The following is a 20,309-nucleotide window of genomic DNA, read 5'->3' on the forward strand; positions in this document are numbered from 1 at the left end:
CTAGCGTCGCTGGTGCCGAGCCAACTGCTCTTCGCCTGGGATAAGGGTGAAGGCCGCGCAATGCTTCGGAACGACCTGCCGGAAGTGGCGGTGGTCGAGGGTAGCCACGGTGGATACCCCGAGTCGTTCGGCGACTGCGACGACCGATGCGTCAGCCGCTCCGAGCGGGAAGCTGCCGTACTGAATCACCAATTCCGCCATCCGCCCGAAGTCCGACGAGGTCAGTGGTTCGACCTGAAGTTCTTCTGCCGCCAGGGCTCGCAGGAACTGTGCCTCAGCTTGTGGTCCATGCTTGGCGAGCATGTAGCAGACCTCGGTCACGATGGTCGCTGGAACGATCAGTGGGCCGGGTTCGTCGACGAGCGCTGCCGTACAGGACTGGTGCTCGCTGTCCTTGCTGTTCGCGATCGCCAGCAGCGGCCCGGTATCGCAAACGATCACGCTCCGCCGCCGAGTTCGCGCCGGAGAACTTCCTGTGCCGTGGTGGCAAAGTCCGGTGCGGCCTCGACTGTTCCGCTGAAGGACAGGCGGCGTGCAGGGGTGGTCGGATGCTGTTCAGTAGGGCGCCCATGGCTGGCGACCAAGCGCAGCACAACGGGTCGGAGGTCCCTTTGCTCGTCCTCGGTCAATAGCCGGACAAGCGCGGGCAAGTCCATGTCATCGAATGCCGCGGTCATGATGAAAGACTATCGCTCGTCAACTTGGTGTGCCTGCTCATTGTCGTAGCCGCCCCGGCCTACGGCAAGGCCGACAGTGAGTTGGTGGAGCCGGTTGGATGGTGCGGATGACCGGTTCGAGACTTTGTCGCAGTTCGGTCAGGCACAATCCGTCGGCGAGTCAAACCTTGGGGGTCGGGACTCCGATTGTGTTGCGCGGCATCGACATACCGTGGAGTGCGCGGTATGGATCGCTTCGCGCCGGTTCAGTGCCGGGGGGTTGCTCAGACCTTGGTCATACGCAGACCGAGTTCGCGGCGGAGGACCTCCTGGGCGGGGAGGCGGTCTAGTACGCGCAGGACTGCGGGACGCAGTTCGCGCTGTTCTTCTGCGGTGAGGAGACCGACGAGATCGCGCAGATCCATGTGGTCGAAGGTCGACGTCATACTGCACAGATTACGGATTTATGTGGGTTTCGTCCTGCGATCGTGCGGCGAAATAGGCTTCCAACCGGTCTGTTTACGACATCTTTGCGCCGGCGCAACACCGAACCGGCTGGTTCGGTGTCGCGCGCGGCTGCCGGCCTAGCGCACCCGGATCGGATCGTCCTTGGCTAATCCGGCGCGGGTTTCGACGGTGACGCCGATGCGCGCCGGTTCGGCCTGCGGGTCGTAGGGGGTGAACTTCTCCAGCGAACCCCAGTCCCGCGACCAGTCGTGCGCGAGGTAGCTGGGGATGGTTTCCGACTTCAGCAGCAGTCCGGTCCAGCCGAGCGGCCCGCCGCCGATATCGTCCTGCCAGGCGTTGGACGCGTCGGAGCCGACCCGGTCGGGCAGGATGCGCCAGTTCGGCACCTCGGCGACACCGTCACGATGGTTGAACGGACGCTGGCACGGGAAGGCGAGCCCGACGTGCCAGTCGAGCAGCACCGGATCAGCTGAGCCGACAACGGAATTCAGCGGGGCCAGCTTGGGCAGCCGGGGCGGGGTGACGGCGAGCCACTGCTTCGGCGTGATGTCGTTGTCCACCGCGACCAGCCGCACCGCGTTCGCCTCGATCGGCAGCTGGTCCAGCGGCACCCGCAAGTTTCGCCAGGACGGCGCGGGCCCGATATCGATCGGATCGACCGTGCCGAGCTTGCGCACCGAACCGTCCGCCTCGCGCACGCCGTACTCGAGATGCAGTTCCTGCCCGTAGGTCACCACACCGTCGGCGTCGACATGCCTGATCCGGCCCGCCGCGGTGATCGTGAGCACCTGGTAGGCGGGGTCGTGGCGCATGCTGTCGGCCAGGTCGAGGCGGTACCACTGAGAGGTCAGCGAGGCCTGCTGCTGCTCGTCCTCTTGAAAGCTGCCCATGATCGGCGTGGTGGCCGGGTCCAGGCCGAACGGCAAGGCGACCGTGCTGCCGTTGATGCCGGTTTGCGTGGTGGTGCCGCCGCCGGTGCCCGCCCCGGTGGTCTTGGTTGTTTTGTTCTTGGCGTCGGAGTTCACCGAGTTCGCCCCGCCTGCCACGGTTTCATCCGCGTCGGCGGTGAGGTCGCTCGCGACACCGTTGGGCGTGAATCCTTTTGACTCAGCAGCCAATCCATCGGCGGGCGAACCCGAGTAGGGGAGCAGCAGCGAGTTGGCGGTGTCCGTCTCCACCAGTACTTCGTTGGCCAGCGCGCACGGATCACCCTTCAGCGACTGGAGATTCGACTTGGCGACCGAGTACGCGGGGTACTGCGCGACCGCCGCTTTCGCCAGCGACATCACCTCGAACAACACCAGGACCGCAGCGGCGATGGTCAGCGGAGCGGTCGCGAATCGATCGAATCGTTTAGGCGCCGTACGTGCCTCGCGGTACGGCTCCCGATAGTGCAGCCAGACGGCGACCACCAGCGCGACTCCGCTGAGCCCCAGGAACAGCGTGGAGAAGCCCTTGCCCGCGAACAGTGGCGCCTTGTCCCACCACGGCACCCCGTAGCTGGACACATACCACCAGCCGTTCGACCCGGTGAAGGTGATCGCGAGCAGGAAGAGCACCGCCGCCGCGAACAGCGCCCGGTTGCGCGGTGAGCGAATTCCCTCGCTGCCCACCGCGACCGCCGCGAGCGCGGCCAGCGATCCGGCCAAGCCGGCGTACACACCGAAGTGGTGCGTCCACTTGGTCGGCGTGAACATCATCAGGACCAGCGACGCGAAGACGATGCCGAGGATCCGCACCGACGGCCCCCGCGAGGTGCCGGGGATGCGGCCCTTGCGCAGCACCTGCAACACGCAGACCAGCAGGCACAGCAGCATGACCAGCACACCGAACCGCCGCGCCAGCGACCCGTCCGGGGAGAGCATCAGCAGCGAATCCCACCGTGTGCGTTCATCGAACCAGGCCACGTTCGGGCCGACGATGGTGCGCACCCGGGTGGCTTCCAGCACGGTGGACAGGGTCTGATCGGCGAAAACCACTACCAGCACGAGGGTTCCGGCGGACAGGCCCGGTGCGAGCAGCGCGAGGTAGCGGAAAAGCGTTGTCGCCCAAGAGGGACGGCGCGTGGACTCGTGTGCTCCGGACTTCGTAGTCCCACTGTGGTTCTCGGCCGCATTGTCGGTCGCTACGGTCCCCGAATCCGTGGACGCAGTGCCCGAGCTTTCGGAGGTGCCGGCCTCCGCGCCGAGCGCCATTGCGCCGGTCGGGCTTTCGGCCACGCCACCGCCTACCGCAGGCACCACCCCGCGCGCCCGCTTGATGATGATCTGCAACACCGGCCGCGACCCCGCGATCAACGCCGCGATGCAGATGAGCCCGGTCGGCCCGGCGGCCAGCGAGAACCCCGCGATCAACACCGCGACCGCGGCGGGCAGCAGCCGTCCGGTGGCAATGGCCCGTTCGATCGAGCACCAAGTGAGCAGCGCGCCCGCCGCGATCAGCGGCTCGGGCCGCAGCCCGTTGTCATAAGGCAGCCAGAACGCGAGGAACACCAGCCCGGCGGTCCACAGCGCGACCTTGTTCCGCCGCACCCGAGCACCCAGGCGCGGCAACACTTCCCGGCTGATCACCAGCCAGCAGACCACGCCCGCGAGCACGGCGGGCAGCCGCATCCACGGACTGGCGTCGGAGATCCGGGTCATCCAGGCGAGCACCTCGTACGACCAGCCGAACGGCGCCTCGGGTACCGCGAACCAGCGGTAGTAGTTGGCCATGTACCCGGCGTGCCCGGAGGCTCGCGCCATGTTCAGGATGTAGCCGTCGTCGGAGGTGTTGGCGCCGATGAAGTGCCATAGCCCGAGCGTGCCGAGCACTACGCCGTCGGTCGCGGTGAACCGCCACCAGTGCGCGGGCAGGAACCGGCGGGCCCGGCGCCGGTCGCTGGTGTCCAGCAGGTGCAGCGCGATCAGTGCGATGAGGCTGCACAGCACGGCCGCGATGATCGCGGCCAGCTTCAGCACCGACGGTGACGAGGAGAACCGGGAGTCGATGTCGGCGTGCAACCGGGCACCGTCCAGCCGACCGGCCGCCAGATCGGTGAACGCCCCGACCACCTGCGGGCGGATGTCGCGAGTCACGGTGTTGCGGAAGGGGGTTCCGTCCTGCCGGGACGCGCCGGTGATCTCGGTGGTCGTCGCGGCGGCGGTCGAGTCGACGGTGAGTGCCGTGCAGCCCGCTGCGGTGATCTCCGCGACCGGCGCGGAGAGCAGCGGGACGTCGCGCAGCACCACCGACAGCGTGTCGTCGGCGACCGAGACGACCAGTCCCTTGCTCGCGGCCTGGCCCGAGGCGACCGGCACGGTGGACACCACCGTGCCCGTGCCCACCGCCTGGATGACCGAGCACGGCAGCGTCGTGGTCAGCCGCAGCGGCTGATACGACACCAGCGGCGCCTCGACGCTGCTGACCCCGGCCTGTGGCCAGTCCAGCGTGGCCTGGTCCTGCCGCACCGGCAACAGCGGTGTCAGCAGCGCCAGCACGAATCCCAGGAACCCGGAGACGAGGGCGATCAGGCGGTAACGGGTGAACGCTCGAGTTGATCGGTCCGGTCGCACGGGGGTTGATGCTAGCTACCCGCGGGGCCGGACCCGGTGATCACCACTGTTACCGGCGCTCAGCGCAGCGCGCGAACGTTCCAAACCCACACGTCGTCCACCCGGGTCGGCCCGAAGCCGAGCAGCCGCGTCACGGTGGCGGACAGCGTGTCGCCGTTCGCGGTCGCGGGCAGCACCAGCACGTCGGCCTGCCAGAAGTTCAGGTCGTTCAGCAGCTGCGCGCGTTCCTCGTCGCCGATCGGCGGCACCACCCCGGTGTCCTGCGCCTGCACGAGCAGCGCGGTGGTCGGGCGCATCTCCGGGCCGTAGATGCCCTTCTTCTGCGTCCCGGTCGGTCCGACGAAGTACCCGCCGGCCAGCGGGAAGTCGAAACCCGCGTCGGCCTGCCAGCGCAACGCCCGCGCGTCGGCCGGGCGCGGCGGCGGCACCATGACCACCGACCCGTCGCGCACGTACTCGCGCACCGCACCGCCGGCGAAGAACTCCGGCGTCGGCGCGCGCTCGATCACCGGCAGCACCGTCGGCACCAGCGGCAGCAACGCGCACGCGAGCGTGCCGAACCAGGCCAGCGGCCGCCAGTCGACCGGCGACTCGCGCCAGGCCCGGACCGCCCGATCGGTCGCCAGCGCGAGGATCACCGCGATGGCGGGAATCGCCGCCATGGTGAGCCGGGACTCCAGCACCGTGTTGAGCAGTGGGACCTTTTCGGCCCAGCGCCACGGCAATTCGACGCCGGTGCTCCGCTTGCCCAGCATGGCGACCGCACCCAGCGACAGCACGCCGAACACCACGATCACCGCGCCCGCGGCGCGCACCAGTCGATCACGCCACAGCAGCGCGGCGGTGGCGGCGACCAGCAGCAGCAGCGGCCAGCCGAAGTAGGCGTTCTGCTCGGTCTCGTTGATCGCCACGTACTGACCCGGTGAGAACACTCCGCCCAGCGATTCGGAGGGGAACTGCACGATCGCCTTCAGGTCGTTGACCATCGGCCCGTGATCGATCGAGCGGTAACTCTGCGGCCCGAAGAACTGCCACCACAGCGGTATCACGGTGAGCACCAGGGTGAGCACCGCCGCGAGCAGCACCGTCGGCGTGACCCGGCGCAGCGCGCGCAGCCCCAGCCGCGGCGCGTGCAGGTAGTACACGAGCGCGAACAGCCCGAACGACAGCGCGAAGATCAGCAGCGGCTCCTCGCCGAGCGCGATCTGCATGGCGACGAGCAGACCGAGCACGACGGCATCCCGGATCCGACTGCGCATTCCCGCCGTATCGGCCCGCCGCGCCATCCGGATCAGGTGTCCCGCGATGACCGGAAGAAGCACCAGCACAACGAAATTGGGGTGGGCGTTGGCGTGCGAGATCATCGCGGGCGCGAAGCCGCAGAACAGGCCGCCGAGGCTCGCCGCGAACTTCGATTCGACCAGCTCCCTGGAGAACAGCCAGTACCAGCCGAGCGCGGTCGCGGCCAGGCCGAGGGTGAGCACGAGCACGAAGGTCACCGTCGGCCCGAACAGCAGGGTGATCGGCGTGAACGGCACCCCGACCCCGAACATGGCCGTGTTGGCCATCATGTTCACCCCGGCGGGGAAGTTCTGCAGGTTCGTGCCGAGCGGGTTCTCCAGATTCGCCACCGAGTGCGCGGTGACCGCGAAGAACCACTCCCACATCGTCTGGTCCTGACCACTCTTGATCAGGTATCCGCTCTGTGTATTGCGCCACTGCCCGGACAGGACCAGGACGGCCAGCGCGAGGTAGCCGAGGCCGGCGAACAGGTCGAACCGGTTGATCCGGAGGCGGGCGAGTCTTCGTCGCCGAACCGGAGCCGACGGGCCCTTGGTGAGCACTCCGGTCGCGTTGGATTTCCTATCCGCGACCCCGACCGCCGACCCGTCCAGACTGCCCAGATCGACTTGCTCTGCCCGTTCCACCTGCAAACTTCTCCTACTAGCTAGCTCTAACTCAGCCGCCCACGGTAACCGAACACGCTGTGTTGTGCCTGGCAACGGGGGCTGACGGACGCACGGAACATCGCAGACGCGCAGGTTGGGACGCGCTTCTGCGATGTTCGGTGCGGAGCCGCGCTATCGACGGAGAGTGACCAGGGTGAACGGGCCGATGTCGGTAGTCGTGAAGCGCGGGTCGGCGAAGAGTTCCTTGGGGAAGGCGACGGTGTAGCGCTCCACGTTGGGGTCGTTCGGGTAGACGTCCTTGGCGAGACGCAAGGTGTAGGCATCATCACTGCGCCGGAACAAAAAGGCATCCGGAGCACGCCACGGGCAGGCGGCCAAGGCGTCCAGCAGTGCACCGGAGGACTTCAGCTTGCTCCAGCCCTCGATGGTCGCGGCCCGGCCGGCGAAGTCGGCGAGCGGGTTGGCGTAGTGCGAGGTGAGCGCCTGGAAGCCGTAGTACGGGTAGAAGGACAGGAAGCTGGTATCGGCGGTGAGGACCACCGTGTCCGAGCGCGGGCGGCCGGTCTGCGCGGTGAGTGCCGCGTCCACCGCCCGGTAGTGCCAGACGGCCGAGGGGGGGCGTTGATCCGCACGGTCGCCGTTACCGTCGGTGTCGGTGTACGCGGTGGTGATCTCCGGCGCCAGGATGTGCGGGATGTGCTGGGTGAACGCGAGTGCGCCGACGATAGCGACGGCCACCGCCGCGAGCCGGAACCGGCTCGGCTCGCCGATCGCCTGGTAGATGGCCCTGGCACCCTCGACGAAGCCGAACGCGCCCGCCGCCGCGAGCAGTACCAGCAGGACCGGCTCCAGCCGGAACGACAGCAGCGTGGTGCCTGCCGCGGTGGCCGTCATCGACAGCAGCGTCCACAGGTAGATCGCCACCACACCGATGCCGAGCGCCTGCGCCCGCCGCGACGAGGCCGCGCGCACCACCAGCCAGACCAGCCCGACCAGGCACAGCGCGCCACGCAACGAGAACTCCGCCATCGGGAACGCCAGCTCGGCACCGCCCTCCGGCAGGTAGTGGAACGCCGAACCGGACCTCGTCGGCACCGCGTCCATCGCCTTCACAAGGATCGGCAGCCACACGATCAACGCGACCACCGCGGCGATCGCGGCGATCACCACCAGCCGTACCAGCGGCGGGACGGCCGCCCGCCACACCGGACGCGCCGCGCCTTCGGCGGTGCGAACCCGCCGGGGATGACCGGCGAGCCGACGTTCCCGCACCGCGAGCCACGCCGCCACCAGACCCATCAGGCCGACGGCGAACGCCGCGACGCCGAAGTAGAGGGTGTAGAAGCTCGCCGCCACACCGAGGAAGAGTCCGGTGCCGACCACCGCGCCCCAGCCACCAGCGGTGCCGCGCGCGGTCGGTTCCTCCGGCCGGTGCAGCGCTCCCCACGCGAGCACCAGTGCGGGCGGCAACAGAATGACGATCACCGAGCTGTACGCCTCCGGCGCGGCGTAGGCCACCGCGAGCGCGGTAACCGCCGCCGTGACCGCGATCGCCCAGTCCGCGCGAATCAGCTTGGACCACAGCACGAGCGAGATCACCGCCGCCACCGCGATCGACCCGATCGCATAAGGCTTGAACGCCTCCCAGCCGTCCATGCCGAGCACGTTCGCGACACGTCCGCCGATCCAGAACCAGCCCGCCGGATAGAACGGCGGCAGATCCGCATAGGTCATGTCGTGCAGTGCGGCCGAATCGGTGAGGCGGGTCAGGTATTCGGTACGGAACTCTTGATCCACCGAGACACCGAACAGATACAGCTTGGTCGCCGCCAACGGCATGCCGAGGGTGAACGTGACGAACGTCGAAATACCCACCCAAGACAGCAGTTTCGCGACCCACGGCTGAGTGAACCACTGGCCCTGTCGCTGTCCGCGTCGAACCAGCGCGATCGCCGCGACCACGAAGACCGCGGCGACGACCTGCCCCACCGTCGTCAGTGCCCGAGTCACGTTGGAGGAGTTGAACGCAGGCCACTGCACCATCGAAAACGCCACGAGCCCGACCGCGGTCACCACGATCGCGACCACCGCGGCCAGCAGCGCTTCGCCGACCCCGGTCCCGATGTGCCTGAGCAGCAATGAACCTCGCCCACCGATGGGAGCAGGTGCTTCGTTCCGCTCGGCGACCGTGGCCGTCATCGGCCCACTCCGGCGGCCTCGACGTGCGGCAGGCACGCCGTGCCGGTGCGGCCTTCTCGGATTACTCGCATGGCATCTCCGGGTTCACTCGGGCTGAGCATTCGCGTCGGCGCCGCACGGTCTCGGATCGAGAGCGTGCGGGGGATCGGCGATCATGCTGCCAGGTCCGGCTTCGGATGCGGCAACACGTGCCGGTCGTGGCGAAACGAAAACCGCACCTCGCCGACCCGCGTACCGGATGCGGGATCGGATCGAGGTGCGGCTCGAAGCAAAACTCAGATGGGCAGCTTGCGGAAGATCGGGCGCGGGATGTGCCGCAGGATCATCATCACGTAGCGGAAGGCGCCGGGCGCCCAGATCAGTTCCTTGCCCCGCTGGGAAGCCGAGACGGCAAGCGCCGCAACGTCTTCCTTGTCGACGGTGAGCGGAGCCTCCTTGACGCCCGCCGAGGCCCACGCGTCGATGGTGGTCTTGGTGCGCACCTGACCGGGCCGGATGACCAGCACGCGCGGGCCGAACGGCCGCAGCGCCTCGCCGAGGCCGAGGTAGAACCCGTCCAGGCCGGCCTTGGTCGAGCCGTAGACGAAGTTCGAGCGGCGCACCCGCTCACCGGCCGCCGAGGACATGGCGATGATCCGGCCGTAGCCCTGCGCCTTCATCTTCTCGCCGATCAGCACGCCGACCGACACCGCGGCGGTGTAGTTGATTCCGGCGATCTGCACGGCCTTGCGCTGGTCCTGCCACAGCTCCTCGGCATTGCCGAGCAGCCCGAACGCGACGATGGCGACATCGACGTCGCCGCCGTCCCACGCCGCGTCGATCACCTTCGGGTGGCTGTCGGTATCGAGGGCGTCGAAGTCGATGACGTCGACCTGGCTCGCGCCGGCCGCCTTCATCTGCGCGACCGCCTCGTCCCGCAGCGGATCGTTGGGCAGCGCGGCGAGCACGATGCGCGCGGGGCCCTTCTTCAGGTATTCCGCGCAGATCGCCAGGCCGATTTCGGAGGTCCCGCCGAGCAGCAGGATGGCCTGCGGGTTTCCTACGGCATTGATCACTGCAGCTCCAGCCTTCTCGCCATATCGGACATGAAAACGCCTGTGGGATCGACGCTTCGGCGGATCTTGATCCACTCGTCGATCCGCGGGTACATCTGGTGGAACGTCTCCGCGGTGGTCCGCGAGTCCTTCGCGGTGTACAGCCTGCCGCCGAACTCCAGCACCCGCCGGTCCAGCTCGCTGACCAGCTCGTTCAGGCCCGGCTTGATCGGGAAGTCGACGCAGATGTTCCAGCCCGGCATCGGGAAGCTCAGCGGCGCCGGGTTGCTCGCGCCGAACAGCTTGAACACGTTGAGCGCCGAGTAGTGCCCGGACCCCTGGATATCGATGATGATCCGCTTGAACTCCTCGACCGCCTCGGTCGGCACCACGAACTGGTACTGCAGGAATCCGTTGGAACCGTAGCCACGGTTCCATTCCGCGATCATGTCCAGCGGGTGATAGAACTGCGTGAGGTTCTGCACCTTGCCGGTGTAGTTGCCACCCATGGCGTAGTACGCCTCGCCGATGGACCGCAGCGTGAGCTTGTTCATGGTCCAGTTCGGGAAGATGTCGGGGACCGTCATCAGTTGCGGCGCATCGAATTTCAGCGGCTTCTTGCGCAGCCGCTTGGGCAGCTCGTCCACCTTGGCCAGGCGGCCACGGGTGATGGTGGCCCGGCCGAGCTTCGGCAGCGGGCTGATCACGTCGAACCACGCGCTCGAGTAGGTGTAGTTCGCTTCGCTGCCGTCGCTGTGTGCCGCGATGGTCTCGTCGAGCGTGGTGGTCTTCACGCCGTCGTTGAGGAAGTACGCCGACTCGGTGGGCGTCATCTCGATGGTCGCGCGCAGGATGATGCCGGTGAGGCCGTTGCCGCCGACGGTCGCCCAGAACAGCTTGGCGTTGCGCTTCGGGGTGATGTGCTGCACCTGCCCATCGGCGGTCAGCAGATCGATCGAGCGCACGTGGTTGCCGAAGCTGCCCTCGCTGTGATGGTTCTTACCGTGGATGTCGGAGGCGATGGCGCCGCCGATCGTCACCTGACGGGTGCCCGGTAGCACTGGGACCCAGAGCCCGAACGGCAGCGCCGCCTTCATGAGCTGGTCCAGGCTGACGCCACCGTCCACGTCGACGATCCGCGTATCGCGGTCGATCCGGTGGATATGGTTCAGCGCCGTCATATCGACGACCAGCCCGCCGGCGTTCTGCGCGTGGTCGCCGTAGGAGCGCCCGAGCCCGCGCGCGATGATGCCGCGGCGCAGGTGCGGTGGCTTGGTGTCGTTGTCCTCGGCGACCATGGCGACGGCCTTGGCGATCAGTTCTGGATCGCTGGTCGAGAGCACTTCGGATGAGGTTGGTGCGGTGCGACCCCACCCGGTCAACGTGCGGGTGTGCGTCGGCAATGCGAACGCGTTCCCGGCGTCGGCCCCATCGTTTGTGACGGTGGTGCCGCTCTCGTTACCGGTTGTCGTGGTGGCGGTCGGAGCTTTCGTGGACATCGGGATAGAGGCTACAGGTATGACCGGACATCCGGTCGAGGTCTCTTACTCAGGAGTAGTGATCTACATATCGTTTTGGCGACCGCTACGCTCGTCGCGTGCATGCCGAACCCCACCTGCCGCTCCCGGCCGAGCTGCCGCTGGTCGACGAGCCGGGCGGTACCGACGTCGACCTGAAGACCCAGATCGTCCGGTTCACGCTGACCGGCGGGCTGTCGGCGGTCGTCGACTTCGGGCTGTACAGCCCGCTGTTCAACGTGCTCGGGCTGCCGCGCGAGGCGGCGAAGTCGCTCAGTTTCATCGCGGGCACCACCACGGCCTCCCTGATCACCCGCCGATGGACCTTCCAGGCGGCGCCGAGCCGGGCCCGGTTCGTCGCCGTGGTGATCCTCTACGCGGTCACCTTCGCCGTCCAGGTGGGTATCAACGCGGTGCTCTACGAAGCCCTGCCCGACGCCGTCTGGCGTCAGCTGCTGGCCTTCGTCGTCGCCCAGGGCACCGCCACCGTGATCAACTTCGTCGTGCAGCGCCTGGTGATCTTCAAGATCCACTAGCCCCGCGGGACGGCTCGATCAGCGGGTGACCAGCGCGGCCACCTCGACCCGGTCGCCACTCTGTGCTTTGGCGCCGAAGTAGTCGCCGCCCTTGGCGCGCACATTGTCGGTGCCCCAGTCGCGGCGTTCGCGGTCGGCGGGGACCAGGTGCGGAATGTGCTTGCGGCAGTGGATGTAGGCCTCTTCGACGTCGACCACCACCCAGCGTTCGGCGGTGCGGCCCTTGAGGTTCTCCGGCAGGCCGGATACCGCGTTGCGCAAGGTTGCGTCGGGGATGATCCGGGCCGAGCCGTTGATGTGCAGGCCGATCAGGTCGCGCACGAAATCGATTAGCAGGATGCCTACGTGCGGGTTCTCCAGAATGTTGCCGAGGCTGGCCAGCACCCCGTTGCCGCGGTATTCGGGATACGCAATCGTGCGTTCGTCGATGACGTGCAGAAAGCCGGGTTCGCCCGCCCGGAACGTCGAGTCGCACTCGCCGTGTTTGTCCGAGGTGGCGATGAAGGCCATGTCCATCCGCCCGATGAACTCGATCATCGTGGGATTGAGTTGCTCGAGCACCTGGTCGTGGTAGAAACGCGCCGCTCTGTCCTGTGTGCCGTACCGCTCCTGTAGCTCGTGCTCGCCGTCGCTGCCGCACTGCGTACTGGGCATCTTCGTCACCCTTTGGTAGCCGGAATCCGGATCCTGCGAGGGTTCGGCGTTGAGCCCGCGACTAAACCGAAATCCTGTCCATGTTAAGTCCGTTCGGCCTGGCAAAACTACGAAATCAACGTTGAGAATGCACCGAATGCGTAGTTAGCGCAAGGGATTCCGAAACTTAGCTACAAGCCGACCGGCCGGAATGCTCGGTCGGCCGGGTCGACGTGCGGGAGAGGGTTTCCGGACGCGTGTCACGCCGGGTTCAGGGTCACCGGGACACCGTTGAAGACCGCGTTGCCGGAGGGCACGTCGACCACCGAATCATCGGTCAGCACATTGGCATTGACACCCGCGTGTGCCCGCGCGACCGTCTGCGTGCTGTCGGTGTGGCCCCAGCCGTGCGGCAGGCTCACCACGCCGGGCATGATCGTCTCGGTCGGCTCCAGCGGCACCGTCAGCGTGCCCGCCGCCGACTTCACCACCGCGTGCTCGCCGAGCCCGAGCCGCGCCACATCGGCCGGATTGATATGCAGCGTGCAGCGATTCGACCCGCTCACCAGCTGGCCGATGTTGTGCATCCAGCTGTTGTTGGACCGCAGCTGCCGGCGCCCGATCAGCACCACGTCCGGCGCGGTGTCGGCCAGCCTGGCCCGCATCCTGGCCACGTCGTCGAGCAGCTGCGGCGGGGCGAGGTCCACCTTCTTCGACTCGGTGCGCAGCACGCCGGGCAGCTTCGGCCGCAACGGCCCGAGGTCGATGCCGTGCGGATTGTCGAGCAGCACTTGCAGATTCAGCGTGCCGCCGTTCCATTCGCCGTACGGCCCGAGGCGAAGCATCAGGTCGAGACGCTGCTCGGTGGTGTCGTTGCCGACCAATTCACCGCGCCGGTCCGCCATTCCGGCTTTCTGCAGCATGCCCGCCATGATCAGTTCGTCCACCCCGGTGAGCGGGTCCACCCCGTCGGCGCCCTCGTGCGGCATGCCCGAGACCGCCGCGGCCAGGCGCGCCAGCACCCCCGACTCCGACGGGCGATCGCCGAGCGGCACCAACGGCCGGGAGTAGCGGGCGTAGTTGTGCACCGCGAACTGCAGCAGGGCGAAGTCGTAGTGCGGTGACTGCACCGGGCGCGGCGGCGGCAGGATCACGTCGGCGTGCCTGGTGGTTTCGTTGCGGTAGCGGTCCACGCTGACCATGAAGTCGAGCTGGGCGAAGGCGGCGTCCAGCCGGGCGCCGCTCGGCGCGGAGAGCACCGGGTTGCCCGCGACCGTCACCAGCGCGCGGATCTGCCCCTCGCCCGGGGTGAGGATCTCGTCGGCCAGCGTCGCGACCGGCAGTTCACCCATCGCCTCGGGCAGCCCGCGCACCCGGCTGGCCCAGCGGCCGAGCCGGAACGGCCTGCTGCGCGAGATACTGCCCGCCGCCGCGGTGGCGAACATCGCCCCGCCCGGCGAGTCCAGGTTGCCGGTCAACGCGTTGATCGCATCGACGAGCCACTGGGTGATGGTGCCGAACTCCGCTGTGCAGGTGCCGATCCTGGCGTACACCGCCGCGGTCGGCGCGGCCGCGAGCTCGCGCGCGAGGCGGATCACCGTCGCCGCGGGCACCCCGGTGCGTACCGCCACCGAGTCCGGGCTGAAGGCCGCTGCGGCCGTGCGCAGTTCGTCGAGCCCGGCGACCTCGACCCGCAGGTCGGTGAGCTGCTCGGCGAACAGCGTGTGCACGATGCCGAACAGCAGGTACGCGTCGCTGCCCGGCCGGATGAACAGATGCTCGTCGGCCAGCTTCGCGGTACGGGTGACCCGCGGGTCCACCACCACGAACCGGCCGCCGCGGCGCTGCAACGCCTTCAACCGCCCGGGGAAATCCGGTGCGGTGCACAGTGACCCGTTCGACTCCAGCGGATTCGCGCCGAGCATCAGCAGGTAGTCGGTGCGATCCAGATCCGGGACCGGCACCGTGAGCGGATCGCCGAACATCAGCCCGCTGGCCACCTGCTTGGGCATCTGGTCGGCGGTACTCGCCGAGAAAAGGTTTTTGGTACTCAATGCGCGCAGCAGCACGGGTACATAGAGCGCCCCAGCGACGGTGTGTGCGTTCGGGTTGCCCAAATAGGCTGCCGCCGCCTGTTTTCCGTGTTCGGCGACCACCGCGGGAAAGCGTTCCGCGATCAGATCGAAGGCCTCGTTCCACGAGGCGGTGCGCCACGTATCGGTGGCCCGGTCGCGAATCATCGGCTCGGTCACCCGATCCGGGTCCTCGTCGAGATGGCCGAAGCTCGCCCCCTTGGGGCAGATGAATCCCTTGCTGAAGGGGTCCTGCTTGTCGCCGCGGACCGAGGTCACATGATCATCGGAATCGAGGGTGAGTTCGAGTCCGCACACCGCCTCGCAGAGCGGGCAGGTGCGCAACAGGTTGCGTGAATCAGTGATCGAGGCCATGCCACATCCTCCCGCGCTGTCGCCGGTCTGCAAAGAGAACACGGGATATGCGACGCGGGTGGCGGCTACAACGACCGATACCCGCTACCTCGACTTCGCACATCGAAGACATGGTGCGGGTGTCCAGGGGCGGCGACGGCACCCCTCGTATCGACCGAGCGACTGCTGGAAGCAGAACGACCGATACCGGAGCGCCGGGGCTGTCGACGCGAATCGGATATCGGTCGTAGTGGCCGGGGGGTCACCCGGCCGTCGTTCAAACCTCTAGCAGGCGACGCTGGTGAGCTGATCGCGCTTCTGCGCGGTCGCGGCCCGGACGGCGGCGCTGATCGCGACCACCGGCGGAACCCAGCGGGCCTCGCCCGGGGCGACACCCCAGCAGGCCGAACCGGCCAGCAGGTGGGTCGGCGGCAGCGGGACGGTCGCGCCGTCGGTGTGCACGATGGCACCCGCGGCGGTCAGCGCCTCGAGCGCCATGGCGGCCTTGCGGACGCCGGTGACCAGGTGGATCTCGCGACGCTCCGCGCCGGGCAGTTCGATGACCGGGCCGGAAAGGTTGTTCGCCCGCAAAAAGCGGCGAACCTCGCCGGCCAGCTCGCCGCTGACCTCGATGGCCGAAAGGTCGTCATCGGTGATCAGGCAGAGACCGTTGGCCGTTTCTGCGACCGTCCATCCGCGCTGGGTGTAGTCCTGCGCAGCGGCGGTCATAGCGGCCGCCGAGACGGAAGTCGGAAACGTGGTGCGCACTGTTCTCTCCATTCCCCGGTAGATCTGGGTCCTGCATTCATGGGTCGTATCGGTGCCAGCTGTCCGCAGCGTTACGCGATCTTCGAAACTTCTTTGCCAGTGTTGGCTACGTCTCTTTCAGGTGCCCTTGAAAGCAAATTGCTATGACGTTGCTCGAACTTCGCAAATTTTGTTGCCCCCCGGCTACTTTGAGTCGCTGACCTGTCCTTTCGCTGTGCCATTACTGCGAGACCGCTGAGGATGATGGGACTGATGTGGTCTGCGCTACTTCTCCGGCTGGCTCGGATGTCGGATTGCAGGGAGGATTCCGACCATGAGCGATGAGTCCACCGGCGCGGGCAAGGGGACCGAGCCGCCCGACCCGGAAGGGTACGAAGCCGAATCGCGGTGGATCACTTGGAAAGCATCAGCGGCCCGCCGGTTCTCCCGCGCCGCTGTCATCGAGGAGGAGCAACCGGCCGAGCCGTTCGAGAGCCCGCGCGCCTTCGGCCAGTGGAGTGTCGAGGCGGCGCGTGGCTTGCTCGATGTGCAGTTCCGGCGGCCCGCCACACGAACGCTGCTGCCGCTGGCCTACATCCTCGGTCTGGTGTTCGCCTGCGCCGTTCCGATCGCGCTGACAGTACTCATGTGGCGGGTCTCCGCGGTGCTGGGGGTGCTCGCCGCGGTGATCGGAATTCCGTTGGGGCTGACCATCGCGGCCGCGGTGCGCCTGATGCTGGAGTTCCTGGTGAACGCCTCCCGATTGGCGACCAGGGTGGAGCACATCAGCGAGCTGGCCGACGATTTGTTCCAGGCGCTGTCCGACGTCGCCGAACCGGTCAATCAGCTCTCCGAAGACGTTCGCGCCGTGCAGTTCTGGCGCTTCCGCAAGGGCGGCTCGCGCAGGTAGACGCGTCGAATCGCGCCCGGCGCAGGGTGTTTGGCGTTGTTTTGCCACCGGCCTAGCTGCGACACCCATCGTGACCTTTGTCCGTTTTGCTGTGAAACAATGCTGTTTGGATGCCGATGTTCCGACGACAGCATCTGGTAGGGATGGTCACAATGGCGAACTCGTGAGGGGTTCGGCAGTGCGGCCGGCGCACGGCAACGAGGGGGGAACAACTATGGCTTTACCGCAGGGGACCACTGGATCGACGATGCCGCGGCGTCAGCTGGGGCGGCACTTACGTGATCTGCGCAATCGCGCCCGGATGACCACCAGGACGGCGGCTCAGCAGCTGGAATGGTCGGAGGCCAAGATCTGGCGGATCGAGACGGGCCAAACCTCTTTGCGCAGCCTCGATGTCGAGGCGATGTGCAAGGTCTACGGCGCACCGTCCGATCTGATCGGTCCGCTCACCGCCTTGGCGCGGGAGACCAAGGCGCGGGGGTGGTGGACCGCCTACGGTGACGTCATCGCCGAGGGTTTCGAGGTCTACATCGGCCTCGAGGAGGCCGCCTCCCGGCTGTCGACCTACGAGAACGAGCTGGTGCCCGGCCTGTTGCAGACCGAGGCGTACACGCGGGCGATGCTGGCCGCCGCGCGTCCCGACATGTCCGCGAGCGAGATCGATCGCCGGGTGCAGTTGCGAATGGCCCGGCAGGCCTTGGTCACCCGGGTCGACGCGCCGTTGCAGCTCGACGCGGTGATCAGCGAAAGTGTGCTGTGGCGCCGCATCGGCGGGGCCGAGGTGGCGGCCGGGCAGCTGGCGCACCTGCGGCAGATGTGCGACCTGCCCAACGTGCGAATCCGGGTGGTGCCACCGGATTCCGGCTACCACGAGGGCATGGACTCGGGCCGGTTCGTCATGCTCGAATTCCCCGAGTTGCGCGTCGGTGAGCAGCCCGAGCCGCCGGTGGTCTACGTCGAGGCGTTCACCGGACCGGTCTACCTGGACAAGGAGAACGACATCGACCGGTACCGAAGGGCTTTCGCGAGCCTGGGGGTGGTGGCGGTGGACGCACGCGACGGCATCGAAGCGGCGCGTGAGAGCTGCGCTGTCTGAAGTTCGTTGTGCCTCAGCAATTTCGGCTGGGTCTCAGCACTTTCGACCGGGCGAGCGCCAGGTGTCGCTCAGCACCGCGCGGTGGGTGGGCAGTGCCTGCTCGTATACCTCGCGGCCCTTCTCGGTGAGGCAGACGAACACGGCGCGCCGGTCCTCGGGGCACATGGTGCGGGAGACCAGGCCGTCGCGTTCCAGCCGGGCCACGGCACGCGAGAGCGCGCTTTGGCTCAGGTAGATGTCGTTGGCCAGGTCGCTCATTCGATAGTCGCCACAGTTGGCGTCGACCAGCCGGTCCAGCGTCTCGAACTCGCTCAATCCGATCTGATGCTGGCCCTGTAGCGCTTTTTCCAGTGCGCAACTCACCGCCGCATGCCGGTCGAGCAGCTCTCGCCACTCGCCAACCAGCCCGGTCGGCGCGACGGTGCGCCGGGCTGTCTCGATTGCCGACGGGTTCGACATGGCCCCATCCTAGTGGTCCTCCGGTATTCATGCAACTGCATTAAATGTGTTGGCATTTAATGCGTGCGCATGTAACGTACCCCGCATGACTTCACCGGCAACCCCGGCGGCCGCCTCCGCGACCGACGCGAATGTATGGACTACCCGGCTTTGGGGCATGCTGATCACGCTGTGCATCGTGCTGTTCCTCGATGGCCTCGACGTCTCGATGATCGGCGTGGCACTGCCGTCCATCGGCAATGAATTGGATCTCTCGACCTCCACCCTGCAGTGGCTGGTCAGCGGCTACATCCTCGGCTACGGCGGCCTGCTGCTGCTCGGTGGACGCACCGCCGACCTGTTCGGGCGCCGCAAGGTCTTCCTGATCGCACTGGCCGTCTTCGCCGTCGCCTCGCTGGCCGGTGGCCTGGTCAGCTCCGGACCGCTGCTCATCCTCACCCGATTCATCAAGGGCCTGGCCGCCGCGTTCACCGCGCCGACCGGACTGTCGATCATCACCACCAACTTCGCCGAGGGCCCGGCCCGTAACAAGGCGCTGTCCATCTACACCGTGTTCGGCGCGGGCGGCTACTCGTCCGGCCTCCTGTTCGGTGGCCTGATGACCGGGGTCGGCTGGCGCTGGACCTTCCTGCTGCCGGTCCCGATCGCGCTGGCCGCGCTGGCCGCCGCGTGGGTGCTGGTGCCGAAGGACAAGCCCGCCGAGGAAGGCGGCCACGACCTGTTCGGCGCGCTGCTGTCCACCTCCGCGATGCTGCTGCTGGTCTACACCGTCGTCACGGCGCCGGAAGCGGGCTGGGTGTCCGCACGCACCCTCGGTTCGTTCGCCGCGGTGCTGGTCTTGTTCGCCGGCTTCGTCGCGGTGGAGAAGCGGGTCAAGCACCCGCTGGTCCGGCTCGGCATTCTGCGCAAGGTCTCGCTGGTGCGCGCCAGCTTGGCGATCGTCGCGGTGGCCGGTTCCTACTTCAGCTGGCAGTTCATCGTGACCCTGTACATGCAGGACACCCTGGGCTGGTCGCCGCTGAAGCTGTCGATGGCGCTGCTGCCGGTCGGTCTGATGGTCGCGTTGTCCGCGGTGTTCTCCGACAAGCTGGTCGACCGGTTCGGCACCGGCCCGATCATCGGCGTCACCATGGCCGTGATGGCCGTCGGCTACCTGATGTTCCTGCGACTGGACACCGCCCCGTCGTACTGGACGATGCTGCTGCCCGCGATCATGCTGATCGGCATCGGCTGGGTCGGCTTCCCCGCCATCAACATTCAGGCGACCAACGGGATCGACGACGACGAGCAAGGTCTCGCGGCGGGCGTGCTGCAGACCTCGATGCAGGTGGGTGCGGCCATCGTGCTCGCCGTGACCACCGCGATCATCGCGTCGGGCAGCCACGGTGACACCTCGCCCACCGCGATGCTGGACACCTACCGTCCCGGCCTGATCTTCGCCGCGGCCGTCTCCATCGCCGGTGCGCTGGTTGCCCTTTCGGCCTTCTTCGTGAAACGCACCAAGCAGGTCGAGCGGGCGCCGGAACCGGAGCTCGAGCTCGTCGGCTGACCTCCGACAGCCGATACGAAGCAGGCCGGTGCCACCGCGAGGTGGTGCCGGCCTGCTTCGTGCTACTCAGGAAAACGGCGGTGCGGCAGTGTCTTTGGCCGAGCGGATGAAGGTCAGCGGGCTACCGTCGCGGCCGACCGTCGGCCAGTCGATGCCGAGTCGCGGATCGAAAGCGTCGATGTCCCTGTCGAATTCGGGCGTGTACTCCAGCGAGCACAGATAGGTGACGGTGGAGTTGTCCTCCAGCGAGAGGATCGCGTGGCCGAGGCCCTCGGACAGGAACATCGAGCGCCGGTCGACATCGTCGAGCAGCACGCTGTCCCAGCGCCCGTAGGTGGGTGAGCCCGGGCGCAGGTCGACGACCACGTCGAGAAACGCACCGCGCACACAGGTTACGTATTTCGCCTGCCCCGGCGGATCCTCGGTGTAGTGGATGCCGCGCAGTACACCGGCGGCGGAAACCGAGCAGTTCACCTGCCGCAGATCGAACGGCCGGCCCGTCACCTTCTCGAACTCCGAGGCCTTGAATCCCTCGAGAAACATGCCGCGACCGTCGCCGAGCTGGCGCGGGGTGATCACCCAGGCGCCGGGGACGTCGAGCTCCCGGAACTCCAT

The 20,309-nt window shown here is 67.5% G+C and carries 17 protein-coding genes; 4 read left to right on the forward strand and 13 right to left on the reverse strand.

Going from position 1 to position 20,309, the window contains the following annotated elements; translation table 11 throughout:
• From DBO33_RS02595 to DBO33_RS02625, 8 genes are all read right to left on the reverse strand, one after another.
• Positions 1-441, reverse strand: a complete 441-nt coding sequence (locus tag DBO33_RS02595; protein WP_107653616.1) for a type II toxin-antitoxin system VapC family toxin — start codon at positions 439-441, stop codon at positions 1-3.
• Complete coding sequence (locus DBO33_RS02600; protein WP_107653617.1) at positions 438-677, reverse strand: hypothetical protein; 240 nt, start codon at positions 675-677, stop codon at positions 438-440. The genes DBO33_RS02595 and DBO33_RS02600 overlap by 4 nt, the downstream gene beginning before the upstream one ends.
• Positions 678-940: 263 nt before the next feature.
• Positions 941-1,102, reverse strand: a complete 162-nt coding sequence (locus DBO33_RS43485) for a hypothetical protein (RefSeq protein ID WP_167768902.1) — start codon at positions 1,100-1,102, stop codon at positions 941-943.
• Positions 1,103-1,240: 138 nt separating this feature from the next.
• Positions 1,241-4,678, reverse strand: coding sequence for an arabinosyltransferase domain-containing protein (locus DBO33_RS02605; protein WP_107653618.1), 3,438 nt, complete (start codon positions 4,676-4,678; stop codon positions 1,241-1,243).
• Between the two features lie 59 nt (positions 4,679-4,737).
• The gene (locus DBO33_RS02610) at positions 4,738-6,606 is read right to left on the reverse strand and encodes a glycosyl transferase (RefSeq protein ID WP_107659904.1); all 1,869 of its coding nucleotides are present in this window, start codon (positions 6,604-6,606) and stop codon (positions 4,738-4,740) included.
• Positions 6,607-6,759: 153 nt separating this feature from the next.
• Positions 6,760-8,787, reverse strand: a complete 2,028-nt coding sequence (locus DBO33_RS02615; protein ID WP_199856519.1) for an arabinofuranosyltransferase — start codon at positions 8,785-8,787, stop codon at positions 6,760-6,762.
• Between the two features lie 275 nt (positions 8,788-9,062).
• Positions 9,063-9,842: a decaprenylphospho-beta-D-erythro-pentofuranosid-2-ulose 2-reductase gene (locus DBO33_RS02620; RefSeq protein WP_107653619.1), complete on the reverse strand. Its 780-nt coding sequence runs from the start codon at positions 9,840-9,842 to the stop codon at positions 9,063-9,065.
• A complete protein-coding gene (locus DBO33_RS02625; protein WP_387712131.1) occupies positions 9,839-11,320 on the reverse strand; it encodes an FAD-binding oxidoreductase in 1,482 nt (493 codons plus the stop codon). The genes DBO33_RS02620 and DBO33_RS02625 overlap by 4 nt, the downstream gene beginning before the upstream one ends.
• Positions 11,321-11,418: 98 nt before the next feature.
• Between DBO33_RS02625 and DBO33_RS02630 the strand changes: the two genes are divergently transcribed.
• Positions 11,419-11,874 (forward strand): GtrA family protein, encoded by a 456-nt coding sequence (locus tag DBO33_RS02630; protein WP_107653620.1) that lies wholly within the window; start codon positions 11,419-11,421, stop codon positions 11,872-11,874.
• Between the two features lie 18 nt (positions 11,875-11,892).
• Here DBO33_RS02630 and DBO33_RS02635 read toward each other — a convergent pair whose 3' ends face one another.
• From DBO33_RS02635 to DBO33_RS02645, 3 genes are all read right to left on the reverse strand, one after another.
• Entirely contained in the window at positions 11,893-12,528 is a 636-nt protein-coding gene (locus DBO33_RS02635) for a pyridoxamine 5'-phosphate oxidase family protein (RefSeq protein ID WP_107659907.1), read from the reverse strand.
• 239 nt (positions 12,529-12,767) lie between these two features.
• Positions 12,768-14,954, reverse strand: coding sequence for a molybdopterin-dependent oxidoreductase (locus tag DBO33_RS02640; RefSeq protein WP_107653621.1), 2,187 nt, complete (start codon positions 14,952-14,954; stop codon positions 12,768-12,770).
• Between the two features lie 264 nt (positions 14,955-15,218).
• Positions 15,219-15,701: a hypothetical protein gene (locus DBO33_RS02645; RefSeq protein ID WP_107659908.1), complete on the reverse strand. Its 483-nt coding sequence runs from the start codon at positions 15,699-15,701 to the stop codon at positions 15,219-15,221.
• A gap of 313 nt (positions 15,702-16,014) precedes the next feature.
• Between DBO33_RS02645 and DBO33_RS02650 the strand changes: the two genes are divergently transcribed.
• Together DBO33_RS02650 and DBO33_RS02655 are read left to right on the forward strand one after the other, a co-directional pair.
• On the forward strand, positions 16,015-16,590 hold the full coding sequence (locus DBO33_RS02650; RefSeq protein WP_107653622.1) for a DUF4282 domain-containing protein: 576 nt from the start codon (positions 16,015-16,017) through the stop codon (positions 16,588-16,590).
• Between the two features lie 214 nt (positions 16,591-16,804).
• A complete protein-coding gene (locus DBO33_RS02655; RefSeq protein WP_107653623.1) occupies positions 16,805-17,686 on the forward strand; it encodes a helix-turn-helix domain-containing protein in 882 nt (293 codons plus the stop codon).
• Positions 17,687-17,719: 33 nt separating this feature from the next.
• Here DBO33_RS02655 and DBO33_RS02660 read toward each other — a convergent pair whose 3' ends face one another.
• Positions 17,720-18,145, reverse strand: coding sequence for a MarR family winged helix-turn-helix transcriptional regulator (locus DBO33_RS02660; RefSeq protein ID WP_107653624.1), 426 nt, complete (start codon positions 18,143-18,145; stop codon positions 17,720-17,722).
• Positions 18,146-18,230: 85 nt separating this feature from the next.
• On the opposite strand from DBO33_RS02660, the gene DBO33_RS02665 reads away from it, so the two are divergent.
• A complete protein-coding gene (locus tag DBO33_RS02665) occupies positions 18,231-19,694 on the forward strand; it encodes an MFS transporter (protein WP_199856520.1) in 1,464 nt (487 codons plus the stop codon).
• 66 nt (positions 19,695-19,760) lie between these two features.
• On the opposite strand, the gene DBO33_RS02670 is transcribed toward DBO33_RS02665, so the two are convergent.
• The gene (locus DBO33_RS02670; protein WP_107653626.1) at positions 19,761-20,309 is read right to left on the reverse strand and encodes a dTDP-4-dehydrorhamnose 3,5-epimerase family protein; all 549 of its coding nucleotides are present in this window, start codon (positions 20,307-20,309) and stop codon (positions 19,761-19,763) included.

Source organism: Nocardia suismassiliense, from assembly GCF_900269665.1.
GTDB classification, from domain to species: Bacteria; Actinomycetota; Actinomycetes; order Mycobacteriales; family Mycobacteriaceae; genus Nocardia; species Nocardia suismassiliense.